The following is a 17,713-nucleotide window of genomic DNA, read 5'->3' on the forward strand; positions in this document are numbered from 1 at the left end:
GCTGCCTCCAGCGCCTTCGCTTCGAGGCGGAAGAACTACTCCAGCTCTTCGGGCGACGGAACGGCAGCGAACGGCCGTAGCGGGAGACCTGGTCTCAAAGGGAAGGCCACCTGGCATGCCCCGGAACGCAGGAGCCCTACCAGGGGAAACGGAGAGTGTGTCACCGATGGCTCCACGAACCAGCCTCCTACCGAGGCAGTTTGCCAGTGCGTTCAGGGTGGGCCGCAGCGACGTACCGCATGGCCGTGGCGTCGCTGATCCCGAACAGTCGCATCAGGTGCAGGGGGTCGGTGCTGGTGCGGGCCTCATCAAGGATGCGGTCCTGCCGCACCACGTCCAGGCTCATCCCCTTGGGGAAGACCCCGCGGACGGTCCTCACGTCTACCGGCGGTGCAGAGGCGGCAAACGCGGTCCGCCCGGTCGTGAGCAGGTACGGGTTGGTCGAGGCCGGCCAGCGCCGGTGGCGCTCGGCAAGCCAGTCTGCGGCGAGCTGGTGGGTGAACGGATCCAGATGGATCGTGCGGCGGTTGAGGGCTCGGCGGATAGTGGCCCGGCCGTGTGCGAGGTCAAGGTCCACGAGGAGTAGAGACCGGATGTTCTCACCGGTGAGAGCGTGTACGGCGACCAAGGCCACGACGAGCCGGCCGAACGGCGATGTCACCTGTCCGAACAGAACGGGCAGGAGGTCGGAGGGCACTGACCGGGGCAGGCTTGTGTGCCGGGGACCCGTCAGCGCGCGGGTGGGGTCATGAAAAACGGCCCGTTCCTGCTTGAGGGCCCGGAACAGACTGCGCAGGGCGCTGGCAAGCTGGCTGCCAGCGTTCCCGTTCCTGGCCCGGGCCGCGCACACGACATCCTCGTGGGTGATCTCGCGCAGGCTGACGACGCCCGCCTGTGCCCAGGTGACCAGGGCGGGCTGGAGGGCGGACAGGTAGCGGCGGATGCAGCGGAAACCGCGCGCCGGATGTGGCCTTCGCCCTTGTCCACGTAGCACCTTCACCCAGGTGGCGACCTCGGCGGCCAGCTGCGTAGGCAGATCGTCGAGCGTGGCCCCGACCCACTTTTCGTCCCGGTCGCGGTGCAGAGCTGGCGCTTCGGTGAGGAGCCCCCGGGCCTTGAGGAAGTCGCAGACAGCCGTCGCGTACAGGCCGGTTCCCGCCCGGCACAGGTCGTGCACGTCGTATTCCCAGATGGGGGCGTCGGCACCGAGGAACCGCAGGAGCAGTACGAGGGCGCGTTGGCCTTCCCGACCCGATCCGGGCCTGCGGCGCCGGCGCCGCAGGAGGTCGAACTCCTCCACCAGGGCGGCGGCCCGCTCCGACAGGTCGGGCAGCGGCTTCCGGTCGCGGACGAGAGCCATCACCGGGGCCCAGTCGCGGCGTACCCGGAACAGGACCTGCTGCCCGTAAGGAACGATGGAGGCGGCGGCCCCTTCTGGGTGTGGCAGCGGTTTGGTGGCCTCCCGGGCAGGCACCGATCGGCCGCGGGCCGCCGCCCGGACCACGATCGTCAGCTGGTGACCTGCGGCCGCGGCGGTCGGATCCGCGCTGCACAGCCGGCACCGGCCCTGGCGCAGGGGTGTCTGTTCGCGGGCGCAGCCCGCACACCGTCCGCGCGGCTCGCCCTTCCAGGTCGAGCATGAGCGGCACAGGTACTCGCGGATCCCGCTCATCCATCCGTCGCACTCCCGGCACGAGCGCGGAGCCGGCCACGACGGCGTCCTCGGCGGGGGAATGTAGGCGGCGTGCGGGGGCGTTCCGCAGTTCGTGGCGGCGCGGGTGGGATTCCCGTCCAGCAGGCCGGCCCGTTCCAGGATGAGACCGACTGCGGTGCCGATCTCGGGCAGGTCCGCCAGCACATAGTCGGGGACCCGCAGGGCTCCTTCGGCATCTCGCAGAACCAGTGCCAGCCGGGCCATCCGCGCGGCTTTGCGCTTCCAGGCCTCCTTCAGTCCGTGGTCCTCGGCGAATGCGTGGATCTGCGCGAGCGCCAGTTCCTCCCCGGCCGGAGCCCGGCATGCCACCGCTCCGGTGGTTGCCTGGGTGAGGGTCCGTGCGGCGGGAAACAGCGCGGTCTGCCCCAGGACAGCAGGAGCGAGCACCTCACCGCCGTCGGCCTCGGCATCGTCCGTGCGCAGAGCGCGCTGCCATGCGCTGAGCGCGACCGGACTCGTCAGCGGGCGGCGCAGCGCCCGCGCGGCACCGGACTGGCCCAGGAACAGGCCAAGGATCAGCTGGACGGCCCGCGGGCGCGCCTGCTCGGGAGTGAGTACCCAGCTGCCGTCGTCCTCCAGCCGGATTGCGCGCAGGCATCCGCGGCACAACCCGTCGGTATTGAGATGACCTTTGTGACGGCACCGCGGGCACATCCCGCGCACCGCGTTCCGCTTCCTCCACCTCCCGCAGGCCTCGCACAGCCTGCCCCCTTCGAGCACGGTCCAGCTCAGGCACTCCGCGCAGCTATCCCAGCCCGGCCTGGCCGCCGCCATCAGCTCGGCGGCAGCGAACGCGGGCCGCCTGTCCGGCGCCGGGGTACCGGCCGCACAGGCCCGGCCACCTCACCACCAGCTGTCTGCCGGCCGGGCTCGGGAATCGCGTGCCCGACCACGACAGGCTCGGCCTGCAACAGGTCCGCCACCGTGCAGTCCAGCGCGGAGCAGATCAGGTCCAGATCATCGAGCCGCAGAGTGACCGGGGTGCCGCCCCACAGCGCCGCCACCTTGCTCAGCGACGGCGTGAACCCCACCGCCCGAAACGCCTCCAAGATCTCGGTGGGCCGCCACAGATCCCGCTGGGCCGCCACCATCCGCAAGTTCCACTTCACCGCAAGTTCCCCTTGTCCATCACCAGCCGCGCCGCCGCCCGGGAGCTGGCCGCCACCAGGGCGGTCTCCGGGTCGGACTGCGCGGTCGCCAGATACCGCAGCGTCGTGGTGTGTTTTTACCGGGGTGAAGTAGAGCCACGGCTCCGGCCTGTTTGGGAGCCGTGTGTTCTCCGGTGAGTTTGGGAGCCGGTCGGTGTGATGGTGTGGAACATGCCGCTTTCGGAGTAATCGCGCTGGCTTGCGCCGTCTGGCCGTCAGGCTGTGCCTGTTGATCACGGTCCAGGTCAGGGAGACCGCTGGTGCACAGGTCACGGGAGTGGCTGTTCGAGAGGATCCGCCGGGCCCGGCGTGAGGAAGGGCTGTCGGGGCGGGAGCTTGCCGCGCGGTTCAAGGTGTCGCGGAACACGGTGCGGAAGGCGTTGGAGTCGCCGGTGCCGCCGAGACGCAAGGCCCCGCCGCCGCGTCAGAGCGTGCTGGAGCCGGTGAAGGGGTTCATCGACGCGATGCTGCGCGAGGACCTGGACGCGCCGTCGAAGCAGAAGCACACGATCCCGCGGGTCATGGAGCGCCTGGCGGCGGAGCACGACTTCGAGCTGGCCGGTGCGACGACGGTGTGGGAGTACGTGCGCAAGCGGCGTCCGGAGATCCGCGCGGAGGCCCTGGAGGGCCGCAGGCATCTGGAGGGAATGGTCCCGCAGGCGAAGCGGCCGGGCGAGGAGGCGGAGGTCGACTTCGCGGACTTCTGGCTGGACCTGGCCGGCCAGCGCCGCAAGTGCGTGCTGTTCACGCTGCGACTGTCCTACTCGGGCAAGGCGGTCCACCGCGTCTACGCCACCGCCTCGCAGGAAGCGTTCCTGGAAGGGCATCTGGAAGCGTTCACGGTGCTGGGCGGCGTCCCGTCGGTCCATATCCGCTATGACAACCTGAGGCCCGCGGTCAAGCAGGTGCTGTTCGGCCGTTCCAGGCTGGAGTCGGCGCGGTGGGCGTCGTTCAAGTCCTGGTACCAGTTTTCCGCGTTCTACTGCGCTCCCGGTGAGGACGGCGCCCATGAGAAGGGCGGGGTCGAGCACGAGGGTGGCAGGTTCCGCCGCAAGCACCTGGTCCCGCCTCCCGCGGTCGACTCGCTGGCGGAGCTGAACGAGCGCCTGGCCGCGATCGACATCGCGGAGGATGCTCGGCACATCCACGGCCGTCCGACCTCGATCGGGTTCGACTTCGAGGCCGAGCGGGAGAGGCTGCGGCCGCTGCCGGCGGACGACTACGACTGCGGGATCGACCTGACTCCCACGGTCGCGCGCAACTCCCGGATCACGGTGAGGCAGTGCTACTACTCGGTTCCGGCGAAGTTCATCGGGACCAAGGTGCGGGTGAAACTGCGGGCGAACGAGTTGTGGGTGTTCGACGGACGCAGGGTCGTGGCCCGCCACCCGAGGCTGACCAGGCGTTACACCTACCACGACTTCCTGGACCACTACCTGGAGATCCTGCTGGTCAAGCCCGGCGCGTTCGCCGGGGCCTCCGCGCTCGCACAGGCCCGCGCGGAAGGCGGCTTCACCAAGGTCCACGAAGCGTTCTGGGCGGCGGCGAAGACCAAGGCCGGGGACCGGGAGGGCACCCGGATGCTGATCGAGGTGCTCCTGCTGCACCGCCAGCTTCCCCCGGAGGCGCTGGTGGCGGCGATGGAGACCTGCCTGCGGATCGGATCGCTCTCCACCGACCTGGTCGCGATCGAGGCCCGCAAGGCGATGGAGGGCACCGACGCGGACGACGCCGAACTCCTGGCCGGGCCCGACGAGGCAGTCGCGGACGGCCCCGCAGCCGGCCCTGCGGACGCCGGAGCACAGGTGATCTCGTTGCACGCGCGCCGGCTGCCGCCCGACCCGCGCAAAGCACTGCCCGACATGAGCAAGTACGACCGGCTGCTGAGCCCGGCCCGCGGCCGCGACAGCCAGACCCAGAAAGGCCACGGCGCATGAGCCCGACCATCACCGTCACCAACCAGGGCGACGAACAGGACACCGGCAACATCCCCGGCCGCAGGATGTCCCTGCCCGGCGACCCGGAGGACATGCTCATCGACGAGGCATGCCGGGAGCTTCGCCTGCCGGCGTTCCGTGACCGGTTCATCGACCTGGCCACCACGGCCCGGCGCGAGCAGGCCACCTACAAGCAGTTCCTGCTGGACATGCTGCAGGCCGAGCTCGCCGACCGGGACCTGCGCCGCCAGCAGCGGCTCCTTCGGCTGGCCCGCTTCCCCCGCCCCAAGCGGCTGGAAGACTTCGACTTCGAGAAGAACCCGAACGTCACCCCCGAGGTCGTAGCGGACCTCAAGTCACCGACCTGGGTCCGTGAGGGACGACCTCTGGTGTTGATCGGGGACTCCGGCACCGGCAAGTCGCACCTGCTGATCGGGATCGGCACCGCGATCGCCGAGACCGGCCTCTCGGTCCGCTACACGACCACGAGCGCGCTGGTCAACGAGCTCGCCGAGGCCGATGCCAACCGCCGCCTGTCCTCCGTGATCGCCCGCTACAGCAAGATCGATCTTCTCTGTCTCGACGAGTTCGGCTACCTCAACCTGGACCGCAAGGGCGCCAAGCTGCTGTTCCAGATCTTCACCGAGCGTGAGGAACGAAAGGCCACCGCGGTCGCCACGAACTCACCCTTCACCGAGTGGGACAAGACCTTCGGCGACGCCCGGCTCTGCGCGGCCATCGCCGACCGGATCACCTTCCGCTGCACCCTGATCCAGACCGGCACCGAGTCCTACCGCTTCCAGGCAACCCAGGAAGCCCTCTTCCCAGGACAATGAACCCGGAAGAACGCCCCCCGGGAGAGGCACAGCAATGCACAGCACGCCGGAGAACAGCGTCATCGAAGGCAATCTGACCTGCCTCATACCGGCCACCGAAGCGCATCTGCCACTGCTCGCCGCATGGTTCGCCGATCCCGAATTCGTGCGGAACTGGGGCGGTCAGCCTCTCACCCGTGAGGAAGTCGCCGCGAAGTACACGGGACGACGCCGCCCCGACGTGGAGTCCTTCCTGATCCTCGCCCGGACCATCCCGGTCGGCTACGCCCAGTACGCACCCGCCGGCCCCGGCCAGGGCGGTATCGACATGGTCCTCCTGCCTCAGGCCCAGGGCAAAGGCCTCGGCCCCGACGCTGCCCGCGCACTCGTCCGGCATCTTCATACGGTGCTGGGCTGGACGCAGGTGACCGTCGATCCCGAAGCGTCCAACACCCGCGCGATCCGGGCCTGGGCAAAAGCAGGCTTCCGGACGGTCAGCCGACAGGGCGGCCACCTGCTGATGGAGTCCCTCCCCGCCCACAGCATCTCGCCGGCGGACGACGAGGGCTTTCCGCCCGGGGCCTGAACAAAGACGGGCCCCGGCCGCGTCTTGTCAGGGAGGCAGCCCAGGGCCCACCCCCACAAGCTATCGGCACCCCCACGACTGCGGTGCTCCGGACACACCGCACCGCTGGGAAGGCCACCCGATCAGTGGCTCCCGAACTCGCCGGAGACACTCACCGCACGGCGAGTACATCACCACCACGAACAGCCCAACCCTGGCTCCCACTCACACCGGAGACGTGGCTCCCAAATGACCCGGTGAAATCAGTCGTGGTGGCCCAGTCGTGCCCGAGGACCTTCTGCACCTCCCACAACGTCATCCCGCGCTCGTAGTTGTGGGTCGCACACGCATGCCGCAGCAGGTGCGGGTAAAGATCGGTGACCGACCCGGTCAAATGCCGGGCCGCGGCCTGGTGCAGCACGCGCCGAAACGTGGACGGCACGATCCCCGGCGATACCGGCACGTTCAAGGCCTCGACCGCCTGGCTCTTGCGCTCCGACGGCCACAGCGGCGCCCGCGGGTGCTCGGCATTGTCACCGAACTCGCCCCGGACCTCCTCGATGTACCACCACAGTAAAGCCCGGCCCTCCTGGAACAGGTAGGCCTCCCTCGGGCGCGGCCCCGACCCCCGCGCCGACTTCCCGTACACGGCGAACCGGCCCCACTGCCCGTGCTCCCAGTGCACGTCCCCCAGACTCACGCCGCACAGCTCCGCCGCCCGGACCCCGGACAGGTAAGCGATCTTCGCCATCACGTAGTCACGGCAGGCCACCGCGTACTTGCGTGAACTCGGGAGCTCCTCGCGCCACCGGGCGAAGAACTCCTTCATCGCCCGCTGCGACGGCGGCACCCTCAGCCCGAAGTCCCCCCGGTGCCGAGGCCGGTTGAACGGGTCGATGGGCGACTCGACCACTGCCCCGAAACGCCGCGCGATCTCGCCGGCGTACCGTTGCTCCAGGAAGGCGAAGTACGCGTCGATCTTGTTGAGCTTCGCCCGCAGCGTCGACGGCGCCCGCTTTCCCGTGCCGGAGAAGTACCGGTCGACCTCCCGCGACGTCAGCCTCCACGGCGGGACTCCGTAGAACTCACAGACCTCGATCACTGGCTTGACCAGACCGTCCAGTGTCGACGGCGCCAGCCCGGCCGTATCCCGGGCCCACTGATACTCCGAGAGCGTGTCGAGGAAGAACCCCTCCTCATCCACAGCCGACATCCGCGCCTGACGCCGCCGCTGCAGCGTGACGACGTCGGCCAAACCGCTCTCCACAGCCACGGCTGCCGGATCCACCTCCGGCAGAACCAACATCAGCGTCCGACCTTCAAAATCTGCCACAAATCGGCAGATTACTGAGAGCGCGCGCAGATTCTGCGAGTTCCTCCAGGAATCTCACACCAAGGAGTGAAGGCGCGCTTCAGCCTGCCGACCTGCTGAAATTCGGCTTAGAGCACCTCACCCCTCAGGAAGGAACCCGTCCGTACTCCAATAGCCTCCATCAACCCCGCCGCCTTCGGGGCCGGGGCCTACTACCTGGCAGCCCCGGACCCCATCGCGACACGGCCGTACATCCTCCTGCGCGAGGCCCTCAGCCGCACCAGCCGCGTCGAGGTCGCCAAATTCGCCTTCCACCAGCGCGAACGCCTCGGCCTGCTGCGCGTCGTCGTCGACGTCCTGGTCCTCCACGGCCTCCGCTGGCCGGATGAGATCCGCGAGGCCGACGGTCCCGCCGGTGCTGGCGGCGCGGACGGCAGCGGTGACGGTCGGGAAGGCGCTGTAGAAGCGCACCCATTCCGTCAGGGTGTGCGGGGAGTTCAGGTACTCGGCGATCTCCGGGGACACCTCGGTCATTCGGGATCCTCTCGGTGGAGTGGGGTGAGGCGTGTCAGGGTGTCCCACCTCGGGGTGCCCGCGCGGAGTCCTGCCGGAATTCGCCGTTGGCGGGTGCCGGACGGCTACTGGGGGAGGCCGGGGGCGGGTACGGCGCGGTCGTCGTGGGGTTCAAGGACGAAGATGCCGGCGTCGATCAGGCGCTGAACTCCTGCGAGCAGGGCGGCTTCGCCGACCTCGTCGCCGAGCCTGCCGTGTGCGAGTTCCCTGACGACGTCGCTGATGTCCGGGCCTTCGACCATGAAGTCGAGGATGACGCAGACCTGCACGTACAGGCCGATGTCCTGCAGGGAGAGGCGGGCCGCGAGGACCTTCTCCGGCACGATCACGGTCCGGTCCAGGTAGTCGTGGGTGTAGATCCGCATGGTTCTCCCTCTGGTCAGATGCTGGCGCTGGTCTGAGCGATGATCTCAGGCTGTCCCATTGGGGGGACCCGGCGCGAATGCCTGCCCGGGTTCCGGGGCGTTCGTCGGCGGCGAGGGCGGAGCTCCCGTAGCGCCGCGCTGGGCTTGGGGGTCAGCTCGACCTCGACGGCGACCCGCGCGCCTCGCCTGTGCCCGCGTGCGCCACCGACGCTCCGCTATCTCAGACTCCCCAGCAGTGGCCCGTCCCGCGTCCAGAGCCTGGCTCGGTCGCCCGACGCATTCTCGGAACCGGCCCCGGCACCTGAGCGGGCCGGTCGGCGGTGATTGACCCTGTCAGGTCTAACAGGACTACGAGCGGCCTGATGCCGCCCGGGAGCCTTGTGTAGGCGCCTCCACGCGTGGGCGGGCGCCCATAGGGTCGGGTCCATGGAGAGGAGAACCTGACCGGCTCGCGCCGCGGCCGCTTACAGACCCAACCGAGCGAAGCTGCCTGGGAGGAGACTAAGGTTACCTCCCGGCTCGCCACGGAGGCCGAACTGGAGGCCCTGGGGTATACGGGCCGCGTCCTCGTCATGCAGATCATCCGGACTACGTTCAGGGCCGACGGCACGCCCATCGGCAAGACCCTGACTATCCAGGGCGGGAGCACACCGCTCGTGCGGCGGCTGAGGCCGGCGGACGCGGAGGACGAGGAGGCGTACCCCGTCTCCTCCGCTCCCGCGGCGCCAGCGCCCCGAAGCCCGGCCAAGGCCAAGGTGGTACGGACGTACCTGGTGGGCATGGAGGACTCGCCGCTGACGAAGATCGGGCAGACCACCGGCACGCTCAAGTCCCGGCTGGCACAGCTCCAGACCGGCCAGCCCGCCCGGCTCCTGCCGCTCCTGGACATCGAAGGCGACTACGAGGCCGTGCTGCACGCACGGTTCTCCGACTACCGGGTGCGCGGGGAGTGGTTTGACCTGACCCCCCTCGGCGATCCGGCCACGGCCGTCGCGGGCGCGCTCGCGGTACTCGGGCTGGACATCCCCCGCGAGGGACAGGGCGACTCCTCCTACCAAGTGCTTCTGGACTTCTGACCCTGCTGGAGGGCTTTGACTCACTGCTCCCCGACCTCAACCTAGCGATCCCGCGCTTGTGCAGTGGGGGAACGGGAGGGACCGACGAGATCGGCTCGTCTCATCCCGCCGACCGAAGGGGTCGGTCGCCCTCACCCGGTGACCGACCCCTTCGACGTGTCCGGCCCCGCCCTGCAGCAGGACCCCGGCGCCGCCCTGCGTACAGGGGCAGGGCCAATCCAGCTTCGTGTTAGGGCTGAAGCCACTGGGGATCATCCGTGCATGACAACCTATGTGCCCTCGCCCGACGAGGTATCCGCCGCGCAGACCGCGAACGGTGGCTGGACCAAGAGGCAGCTTGCTGAGTGGGGAGTGCCGTGGCCTCCCCCGTCCGGCTGGCGCAAGCACCTCGAAGCGAAGTGGAACGGCGAAGACGTCGCCACGTTAGAGCGCCAGGAACCTGACCAGGACACGCTGTTCTGACGTCCGTCAGCACAGGTTCGCCGATGCGCATCTCTTCAGGGGTGGGCCCTCCTTGCTGCGTGTTTCAGATGTCGTTGGTGTAGGCGGGGCCGGGCTTGAAGGGGCATTCCTACATCGCGGCGTTGGAGCTCCAGCCGTACGTCCGACCGCCGGCCTCGGACGTCACCATCGTGCACCGCGACGGAACGCAGGAGAGTCGGCCCGCCCCCGGGCCCCGCGCCTGTCGCGGGGCTCGCACGACCCCGCCACGTCCCGCCCAAGCGGCCGGCGGCGAAGTGCAGCCCGCTGCGACGGGGCCTTCGAGAAGAACGAGGAGCAGCGCCGCGTGAACGGCCGACTCTTGCATCAGTCCGGCGAGTGCGAACCCATGGCCGTACAGCCGGGCCAGCACCGTCCGAAACGCCAGAGCGCTCGGGGGTAGTACCACCGGGCTGTCGCGCCTCGCACCGACTATCGAGCTGTTCCAGCTAGCCGGTCGGAGCCCAAAACCACGCAGTCCAGAGCCGGCTCGGTGGTGAGCTGGTCCAGCCCCGTTCCGGTCGCCAAGCTCGGCGGCGCGAGCTCGCCGCTATTACGTCCTCCTAGCTGGAGCGCGGGCTCCGCACGTGCAGACCGGCGAGATCCGTCCAGCAGGTGGCGGGAAACAAACTGTGAACCCCAGCCCAAGACTTGTGAGTTAGAACACTCTCCTCTCGGTTTCCGCCAGGTTCATGGCACTCGATGCCACGAAAAGACGCAGGTCATTCCGCATCCGATACCCAGTCGATCATCACTCTGGGCATCGAATGCCTTTCCGAGCGTGACATTCGACCCGGCGCGCATGCGTGTTCAGCCCTCACCACCGATTGAGTAGGCGCACCCCGGCGTACTCACCGCGCCCCTGTCGCCCCTCAATGAAGAGGATTCATGATCGACGATGTCCGTGAGGAGGACGGCTGCAGCCCCGTGGCCGCAGCCCCGCTCCCGCTCCCGCTGGAGTTCGAGGCTCACTACCTCACCAACCAGGAAGCGTTCCACGCGTACGCCCTCGCCCTCCTCGGCACGAACGACCTGGCCGAGAAGGCGGTCCACCGCGCCTTCCTGGAAATCCTGCGGCACTGGAATGCCCTGCTGACGGAAAGCGACCTCCAGGAACAGACCTGGGCAATCATGCGGCGCACGGTGATAGCTGAGTCCTTGCTCGGCTTCCGGGACCAGCTCGCGGCAATGGACAGTGGGCTCGGCCTCTACAGGGCGCTTGGGAACCTTCCCCCGCGTCAGTTCGACGTCGTCGTCCTGCGCTACATCGCCAAGTACGACACGAAACACATCAGCTGGTACATGGGCATCACCCCCAGCACCGTGGACTACCACTGCCGCAAGGCCCGGGAACGCCTCTCCCCGGTCTACCGCCGCGCCACGAAGCAGAAGCAGGAGGACACGCTGTGAACACCTGGGAAAAGCGTCTGGCCGACGCTGCGGTGCGCGAGCCCCGGCGCACCTTCGACGTCGCCGCAGGCCTACGGGCCCTGGCGGAGGAGGCCGGCTACGTTCAGCCGGCCCCGGAAGTCCGCCGCGCTTCACGCGCTCGCCGAAACCTCGACACCCTCAGCCGCCTGACTCTCAACCAGGTGGGCGCCAGCTCGCACGTACGCGACCTCACCGCGATCATCGGCGACCCAATGGCACCCGGCTTCGCAGGATGGACCGAAGACGTCGACATCGACGGAGTCCAGGTCTTCGCCTGTGCGCTCCACCTGGCCAGCCATTCCGAGAGCGCCCGCTTCTGGTGGCAGCTGGCCGCAGGCGCCGGCCACAGTGGAGCTGCGTACTGCCTGTACCTCCACCACCTCGGCGGTGGCGATCTCCGCGAGGCCAGGTTCTGGAAACGCCAGATGGACAAGCTCTTCACGGACAGCTCGTCGGAGAAGTTCATCGAGGTGCTGGAATCATTCGCCGGCTACACCGCGCGCCACCGGGACCTCGCTCCCGTCCCGACCGGATCGCTGGCTGCGGAGTTCGACCGTCTCGCCGAACAGCATGACGACGGCGGACTCATCTGCCGTCCCGACACCCAGCTCGCCGACCGGATCCAGAATCTCGCCGGCCGGCGCTGACCGACGGAAAAGCCCGGCAGGAGCGTTCGGTTCCTACGCCTCCAGGCTCCGGCCGGGCTTCTACAACACACCCATATGGAAAAGGGAGCATCACCATGAAGAGTAGCCAGTGCCCTCAGAAGCAAACGCGCCGATCCCGTACCCGTCGCTGGTTCACCCATCGTCGTAACGTGATGATGACCAGCGCGCTGCGAGGGACCTGCTACGGCATCGGTGCAGGTGCCGTAGGACTCGTGTTCTGGTGGTGCGAGCAGAGCCTGTAGCGATGCGCACCGGCAGGTAAGCGAAAGGCGCGGACCCGCGACACTCTCTCGCACACGAGGAGGTCGCCGTGCCGCGCCTTCGGTCGGTGGTCCCCAGTTGATTCAGCCGGCCGCGGCGGTAGGCCCCTGACCGAATGCCGGGACGTCCTCCACCTCCACGTCCAGGCGCAGCCGCTGGAATCTGATCTGAGCGGATGCCTGTAGACGCCGCGGTCGATGGATCGGTCGGCGCTGATCTCCGCGACCAAGTCGGGGCGGATCAGGGTCGCGTCCAGGAAGTCGCGGGACCCCCATGAGGCCGCGAAGCGGACGCCCTGCCAGGGGTGTCCGGGGTCGGCGGCCGTCAGCTGCTCGGCAATCTGGCGGGCCTGCTCCGGGCGCAGGGGTACGGTGCGGCCGACCGTACGGAGCCGACCGGTGTGATCGTGGCGGCCGAGGATGAGGAGTTGGGGGCGGGTGAGGGTGCCGGTGATGGCGCCGATGACCGCTTCGGTGGTGTCCCGGCGGCGGATCTTGGTCCACCCGCGATAGTTGGGCAGGTAGCGCTGGTTCATGCCCTTGACCAGGAGGCCCTCCACCCCGGACACATCCGTCCAGGACTCCAGCCACTCCCGCGCCTTCACCACGTTTGTGGTCATCGGACATAGCGACCACGGCGCGGTCAGAGCGCGGGACGAGAACGGGACCTCCAGCCGACGGCGGCGCTCCCGGTACGGCAGTGTGAGCAGCTCGGTGCCGTCTGCCTGGAGGATGTCGAAGGTGACGTAATAGGCGGGCAGGCGGGCGGCCAGGGCGGGGGCGGTGCGGGCGCGGGCGGCGGCGCGGCGTTGCAGCGCCTCGAAGGACAGGGTGCCGGCTTCGGGGTCCCAGACGAGGGCCTCGCCGTCGAGGACCAGGCCGAGCGGGAGCTGCTCGGCGGCCGCGACGAGGATGGGGAAGCGGTCCTGTACCAAGGCGTCGCGGCGGGTCTGCAGCAGCACACGCCCGCCAGGGCCGGTGGGGGTGAACACCAGCATCCGGTACCCGTCGAACTTCTGCTCGTAGGCCGGATCCCGCAGAACGCCAGGAGGCGGGATCGTCTCGGCGGCCTGCGCCAGCATCGGCCGAACCGGAGGCCGCAGCACCACTGGGGTCCTCCTCTCTGCTCGCGCCGGCCCCCTTACCGCCAGCCTGCCCGCGCCCAGGGAGCGTGGCTCGGCGGGGGAGGCCGGACGGCCGCACGTGAACGGTGAAGGCCGGCTGCGCTGCGTGGCGCCGAACGGGTCACTAACCGGGGCGTCGACTTCCCTTCCTATCTGGCCGGACTGCCCTGGAGCGTGGAGCCCATGAAGGGGTGGGCGCGGGGTGAGCGGTATTCCCACCGCGGCGACGTGCCCGACAGCCCCGGCTGGAGCGATGAGCAGAAGGAGACGGTCGACCGGATGTGGGCCGAGATCCGGCAGCTGTCGATCGACGTCGTTGACCACCCCCACTGGACGAGCGTCCCCACTGACATCCTGGTGGCGCCGAGTGGCCGCCCGGCCCCGGCTGGTGATCCTGCAGGCGCCAGTGTGGACACGGTCGGGCCGGCGGGTGGCACCGCTGCCGTACTCGATCCACCAGCGGGGAGGCTCCGGCGGCGGCCGCCGGCGTGCCCGCTCTGCATCCGCGGCCCGGACAACGGTGATTCTCTCGTCGACACGGGCGAGGGTGAGCTCCAGCCAGCGGCGTATGACCAGGAGCTGGTCCAGTGCCGGGGGGCAAAGGCAGAAGAGGTTCCTGCATGGCGGCTACGCCGCTTCTGCTGCTTCGGGGGCTTCGGTCCGGCGGGCCTGCTGCTTAAGCTGCATGCGGCTCTCCTAAATCGAACAGAATTACGATTAAGGGGTGACCGACGAAACCTCCTTCCCTGACGATCTCCTTCAGCTGCAGGAACGCCTCCACCGCGCCCATGCCGAGCACCGGGCAGGAGTCGGTCCTGGAGGTGCTGCGGACCATGCCATCGGTCATCGCGTGCCCAGGCGTCGCAGATGCCGTGCAACTGCGCGGCGGTTGGCTCGGTCAGGCCGGAGTTACCGAGCATGGCGCACACGGCCCAGTGCGCGGAGTTGAGCCGTTGGCACCGGTCCGGCGGTGCGCGCCGCGGCCTTCGTAGACGTAGCCGTGCGGGCACACCATCACTGAGTACGCGATGTCGCTGTAGTCCTCCTCGTCGTCGACGAGGTGCTGTGCCTGGATGGCGCGGACACGTCCGGCGCACTGGCGGTGCGCGTCGGGGTTGGCGAGGGACGCGGGGACGTACGAGCCTTCGTAGTGGACCTTCACACCCCGCGTGGACGCGATATGGGCCAGGGCCGTAGCGCGAGGCGCGGGCGCCCCACTGGGCGCGGGATACGAACTTCACCTGGGGGCGGTGCCCACGGCGGTACTGATGACCCGGGCCGGGCCCGCGTGCAGGGCGTCGGCAGTGATCGGGTCGGGCAGGCCGTGGCGACGCCACTTCGTGTTGGAGGGGCCTGCCGAGCCCTGTATGCCCTGCGGTCCCTGTATGCCCTGCGGGCCGGGCGGGCCCTCGACGGCCAGAGGAGATAGTTGGGGCTTCGCGGCCGGGCCGTCGAGGATCTCGCGGACGGTCCGCAGGTCGTAGCGGGAGTAGGCGCGGTCAGGGCCCCCGACATGTAGGCGTCGTACTCAATGCCGATGTCCCCGCCCGGCGTGTCCTGCACCTAGTCGATCAGGAGCCGAGCATCCTGCCGACCTTCGCCGCCGTCGCGAAGTACTACGGAGCCGGCGTCGACATCTGCCCGCCCCGGCGGGGCAACCGCAAGGGTGTCGTCGAGAAGGCCAACCACTCAGCGGCCCAGCGCTGGTGGCGAACCGTCCCGGACGGCATCAGCATCGAGGCAGGCCAGAACGGCGTGGACAAGCTGGCCGTCCAGATGGACGGCCGCAAGCGCAAGCTCGACGGAGCCTCGACCACGGTCGCCGCGCTCGCCGAAGCCGAGCCGCTGCTGGACCTGCCGACCCGCCCCTACCCCGCCGAACTGGAGCAGACCCGAGTCGTCAGCCCGCAAGGACTCGTCTCCTTCGCTGGCAACCACTACTCCGTCCCGCCCGGGCTGACCGGCGCCCACGTGACGGTCCGGATCCGCCTCGGCGAGGACGACCTGCATGTGGTCACCGCCGGCCGCGCGGTCATCGCCCACCACCGCCGGGCACCGGACGGAGCCGGCCAGACCGTCCGGGACGCCGGGCACGTCATCGCCCTCGAACGAGCCGTTCTCGCCTCGTTCTCGGACAAGGCTCCCTGCCGCACCAAGGTCCGCCGGCCTCCATCGGCCGCGGCCCAGGCGGAAGCCGAAAAGCTTCGCGGCCGACCTGAATCGGACGTCGCGAACCGGGTCGTCATCGACCTGTCTCACTACGCCGCCGTCGCCGACCGGCTGCGGCAGGCCCCCACCCACGAAGACCAGGAGCGCGAGAGTGAGTGACACAATGCCGATGAGCGAGGCCCGCCGCTACCAGCAGCTGCGAGGACACCTGTCCTATCTGAAACTCAACGACGCCGCCGAAGCCCTGCCCCGCGTCCTGGACCAGGCCCGAGCCGAGCGGATGACTCTGACCACCGCACTGGAGAAGCTCCTCGAGATCGAAGTCGAGGCGACCGAGGCACGCAAGCTGTCCTCCCGGCTGCGGTTCGCCTGCCTGCCAGAACCATGGACCCTCAACGATTTCGACTTCGCCGCCCAGCCCGGCGTCGACGAGAAACTCATCCGCGATCTGGCGACCCTGAGGTTCCTCGACAACGCCTCCAACGTCCTGCTGGTCGGCCCGCCCGGCGTTGGCAAGACCATGCTGGCGGTCGCACTCGCCCGCTCAGCGGTCGATGCCGGCCACCGCGTCTACTTCACCACCGCAGCCGAACTCGCGGCCAAGTGCCACAAGGCCGCACTCGAAGGCCGCTGGTCGAGCATCATGCGGTTCTTCGCCGGACTCCGCCTGCTCGTGATCGACGAGCTCGGCTACCTGCCGCTGCCGGGCGACGGCGCTTCGGCACTCTTCCAGGTGATCAACCAGAGGTATCTGAAGTCGAGCACGATCCTCACGACCAATGTCGGTATTGCCGACTGGGCCGGTGCCTTCGGTGACGCGACTGTCGCCGCTGCGATGCTCGACCGGCTTCTGCACCGCGCTGCCGTGGTCGGCATCGATGGCCCGTCCTACCGTCTGCGCTCGCACCAGTCCCACTCCGACAACCTCCGCAGGGGGGTGACCGGACGTGCTGGTTGAATTCCGAGAGTGCCCCATCTGCTGGACGTCATTCCAGGTCAACGCCAATGCGGCGGACCGGCACACCTACTGCACACCCCGCTGCAAAGCAGAAGCAGGCCGACGCAGGCGCCGCGAACGCGACGAAGCTGCGGACGCTGCTGAAACCGAAACGCTGACGGTGGCGTCGCCAGATCCGACACCCCTGGCGCCTACGGCCGTCCGGAACTGCCCGCACTGCGACAAGCCCGTCACCATCGTCGCCCTGCTGGCCACTCCCGAAGCCGCACGACCCACCATCCCAGCAGCAAGCCGGGACGTGATCCCGATGCGCCGAAGCTGACACCGTCCGACGGGAATCGGGACGACACGATCAGCCGCCCTTCACTACAGTCACATGGGAAAGGATGTGGACATGGCACTGGTCAAAAAGGGATCGCGGCTCATCACCGTGGACGACACCACCTACCGGTGGCGGCTCCGCGGACGGCCGACCTACGACCAAGGCCTGGTCCATTCACCCCTTACCTACGCAGCCGAACATGCCGAGACGCCGGGCACCACACTGGTGATCACCACCAACCAGCCGCACCCGAGCAACTGGTTCGGAACACAAGGCAGCCCGATCCTGCCCGCCCAGGTCGCCGACAGCATCCGCACCGCTCTCGCCGCCGGCTGGACGCCCGAGAACCCGGGCTCACCGTTCCACCTCGACCAGTCAGCTGGCTTCGTCTCGTCCCACTGACCCACCCGCGCTCAAGGACTCACCGACCCAGCCATCGGTGAGTCCTTTGCTTTCCGCTCCCCACATTTCCCCAGTTGGTTCACTCCGTGAACCAACTGGGGCGAAGAGCCGCAGTGAGGAAAATTCGAGATCCGCATCACCTTGGAACGAGGAGAGTACGCAGGCCGTCCGGGGCCAGCCTGCGTACGTACGTGCCTGCCGGCCTGCTTAGAGGTCGTTTCGTCCCGTTGTTTTATCCCGGGATCGGTTGTTTGGTCTGTGGTGTCGGGTCGCGCCAGGAAATGGTGTTCTCGCTGGTGAGGCGGCGGGCCATGAGGTCGGTCATGGCGATGTGGATCACGGCTTCGGAGCGGGTGGGCAAGGCTTCGTAGTCGCGGGCCAGGCGGCGGTGGAG

General features: G+C 68.9%; 16 protein-coding genes and 1 pseudogene. 11 read left to right on the top strand and 6 right to left on the bottom strand.

Features of this window, described 5'->3' with window-relative positions:
- Positions 1-187 precede the first annotated feature (187 nt).
- Both AMK16_RS33015 and AMK16_RS33020 read right to left on the bottom strand, forming a co-directional pair.
- The gene (locus AMK16_RS33015) at positions 188-2,323 is read right to left on the bottom strand and encodes a hypothetical protein (RefSeq protein ID WP_079191889.1); all 2,136 of its coding nucleotides are present in this window, start codon (positions 2,321-2,323) and stop codon (positions 188-190) included.
- A gap of 164 nt (positions 2,324-2,487) precedes the next feature.
- Positions 2,488-2,823 carry a helix-turn-helix domain-containing protein gene (locus tag AMK16_RS33020; RefSeq protein WP_073921028.1) on the bottom strand — a complete coding sequence of 112 codons (336 nt, stop codon included), beginning with the start codon at positions 2,821-2,823 and terminating at the stop codon, positions 2,488-2,490.
- Positions 2,824-3,122: 299 nt separating this feature from the next.
- Here AMK16_RS33020 and istA point away from each other — a divergent pair, with 299 nt between their 5' ends.
- The 3 genes from istA to AMK16_RS33035 all read left to right on the top strand — a co-directional run bounded on the left by istA (position 3,123) and on the right by AMK16_RS33035 (position 6,200).
- The gene (istA, locus tag AMK16_RS33025; RefSeq protein ID WP_073921029.1) at positions 3,123-4,799 is read left to right on the top strand and encodes an IS21 family transposase; all 1,677 of its coding nucleotides are present in this window, start codon (positions 3,123-3,125) and stop codon (positions 4,797-4,799) included.
- Between the two features lie 65 nt (positions 4,800-4,864).
- Entirely contained in the window at positions 4,865-5,635 is a 771-nt protein-coding gene (gene istB, locus AMK16_RS33030) for an IS21-like element helper ATPase IstB (RefSeq protein WP_073921048.1), read from the top strand.
- A gap of 34 nt (positions 5,636-5,669) precedes the next feature.
- Complete coding sequence (locus AMK16_RS33035) at positions 5,670-6,200, top strand: GNAT family N-acetyltransferase (RefSeq protein WP_073921030.1); 531 nt, start codon at positions 5,670-5,672, stop codon at positions 6,198-6,200.
- Positions 6,201-6,351: 151 nt separating this feature from the next.
- Here AMK16_RS33035 and AMK16_RS33040 read toward each other — a convergent pair whose 3' ends face one another.
- Positions 6,352-7,467 carry a tyrosine-type recombinase/integrase gene (locus tag AMK16_RS33040; RefSeq protein ID WP_079191895.1) on the bottom strand — a complete coding sequence of 372 codons (1,116 nt, stop codon included), beginning with the start codon at positions 7,465-7,467 and terminating at the stop codon, positions 6,352-6,354.
- 240 nt (positions 7,468-7,707) lie between these two features.
- Between AMK16_RS33040 and AMK16_RS34625 the strand changes: the two genes are divergently transcribed.
- The gene (locus AMK16_RS34625; RefSeq protein ID WP_242439043.1) at positions 7,708-8,211 is read left to right on the top strand and encodes a Ku protein; all 504 of its coding nucleotides are present in this window, start codon (positions 7,708-7,710) and stop codon (positions 8,209-8,211) included.
- On the opposite strand, the gene AMK16_RS33050 is transcribed toward AMK16_RS34625, so the two are convergent.
- The gene (locus AMK16_RS33050) at positions 8,130-8,429 is read right to left on the bottom strand and encodes a hypothetical protein (RefSeq protein ID WP_073921031.1); all 300 of its coding nucleotides are present in this window, start codon (positions 8,427-8,429) and stop codon (positions 8,130-8,132) included. The genes AMK16_RS34625 and AMK16_RS33050 overlap by 82 nt on opposite strands.
- A 572-nt stretch (positions 8,430-9,001) precedes the next feature.
- On the opposite strand from AMK16_RS33050, the gene AMK16_RS33055 reads away from it, so the two are divergent.
- The 4 genes from AMK16_RS33055 to AMK16_RS33070 all read left to right on the top strand — a co-directional run bounded on the left by AMK16_RS33055 (position 9,002) and on the right by AMK16_RS33070 (position 12,063).
- Positions 9,002-9,505, top strand: coding sequence for a GIY-YIG nuclease family protein (locus tag AMK16_RS33055; RefSeq protein WP_073921032.1), 504 nt, complete (start codon positions 9,002-9,004; stop codon positions 9,503-9,505).
- Between the two features lie 261 nt (positions 9,506-9,766).
- Complete coding sequence (locus AMK16_RS33060; protein WP_073921033.1) at positions 9,767-9,967, top strand: hypothetical protein; 201 nt, start codon at positions 9,767-9,769, stop codon at positions 9,965-9,967.
- 906 nt (positions 9,968-10,873) lie between these two features.
- Positions 10,874-11,395 carry an RNA polymerase sigma factor gene (locus tag AMK16_RS33065; protein ID WP_073921034.1) on the top strand — a complete coding sequence of 174 codons (522 nt, stop codon included), beginning with the start codon at positions 10,874-10,876 and terminating at the stop codon, positions 11,393-11,395.
- Positions 11,392-12,063: a hypothetical protein gene (locus AMK16_RS33070; RefSeq protein ID WP_073921035.1), complete on the top strand. Its 672-nt coding sequence runs from the start codon at positions 11,392-11,394 to the stop codon at positions 12,061-12,063. The genes AMK16_RS33065 and AMK16_RS33070 overlap by 4 nt, the downstream gene beginning before the upstream one ends.
- A 202-nt stretch (positions 12,064-12,265) precedes the next feature.
- Here the strand turns inward: AMK16_RS33070 and AMK16_RS33075 are convergent, their stop codons facing one another.
- Complete coding sequence (locus tag AMK16_RS33075; protein WP_242439039.1) at positions 12,266-13,453, bottom strand: ATP-dependent DNA ligase; 1,188 nt, start codon at positions 13,451-13,453, stop codon at positions 12,266-12,268.
- A 1,770-nt stretch (positions 13,454-15,223) separates the two neighbouring features.
- Between AMK16_RS33075 and AMK16_RS33085 the strand changes: the two genes are divergently transcribed.
- The 3 genes from AMK16_RS33085 (at position 15,224) to AMK16_RS33095 (ending at position 17,319) form a co-directional block, all read left to right on the top strand.
- The gene (locus AMK16_RS33085) at positions 15,224-15,796 is read left to right on the top strand and encodes a Mu transposase domain-containing protein (protein WP_242439040.1); all 573 of its coding nucleotides are present in this window, start codon (positions 15,224-15,226) and stop codon (positions 15,794-15,796) included.
- Positions 15,789-16,595, top strand: a complete 807-nt coding sequence (gene istB / locus AMK16_RS33090; protein ID WP_242439041.1) for an IS21-like element helper ATPase IstB — start codon at positions 15,789-15,791, stop codon at positions 16,593-16,595. Before AMK16_RS33085 ends, istB (AMK16_RS33090) begins: the two co-directional genes overlap by 8 nt.
- Positions 16,596-16,989: 394 nt before the next feature.
- Positions 16,990-17,319 carry a hypothetical protein gene (locus tag AMK16_RS33095; RefSeq protein ID WP_073921038.1) on the top strand — a complete coding sequence of 110 codons (330 nt, stop codon included), beginning with the start codon at positions 16,990-16,992 and terminating at the stop codon, positions 17,317-17,319.
- Positions 17,320-17,551: 232 nt separating this feature from the next.
- Here the strand turns inward: AMK16_RS33095 and AMK16_RS37920 are convergent.
- Positions 17,552-17,713, bottom strand: a pseudogene (locus AMK16_RS37920) (IS5 family transposase); the annotation flags it as partial.

The sequence above is a fragment of the Streptomyces sp. CB00455 genome (assembly GCF_001905445.1).
Lineage (GTDB): Bacteria > Actinomycetota > Actinomycetes > Streptomycetales > Streptomycetaceae > Streptomyces.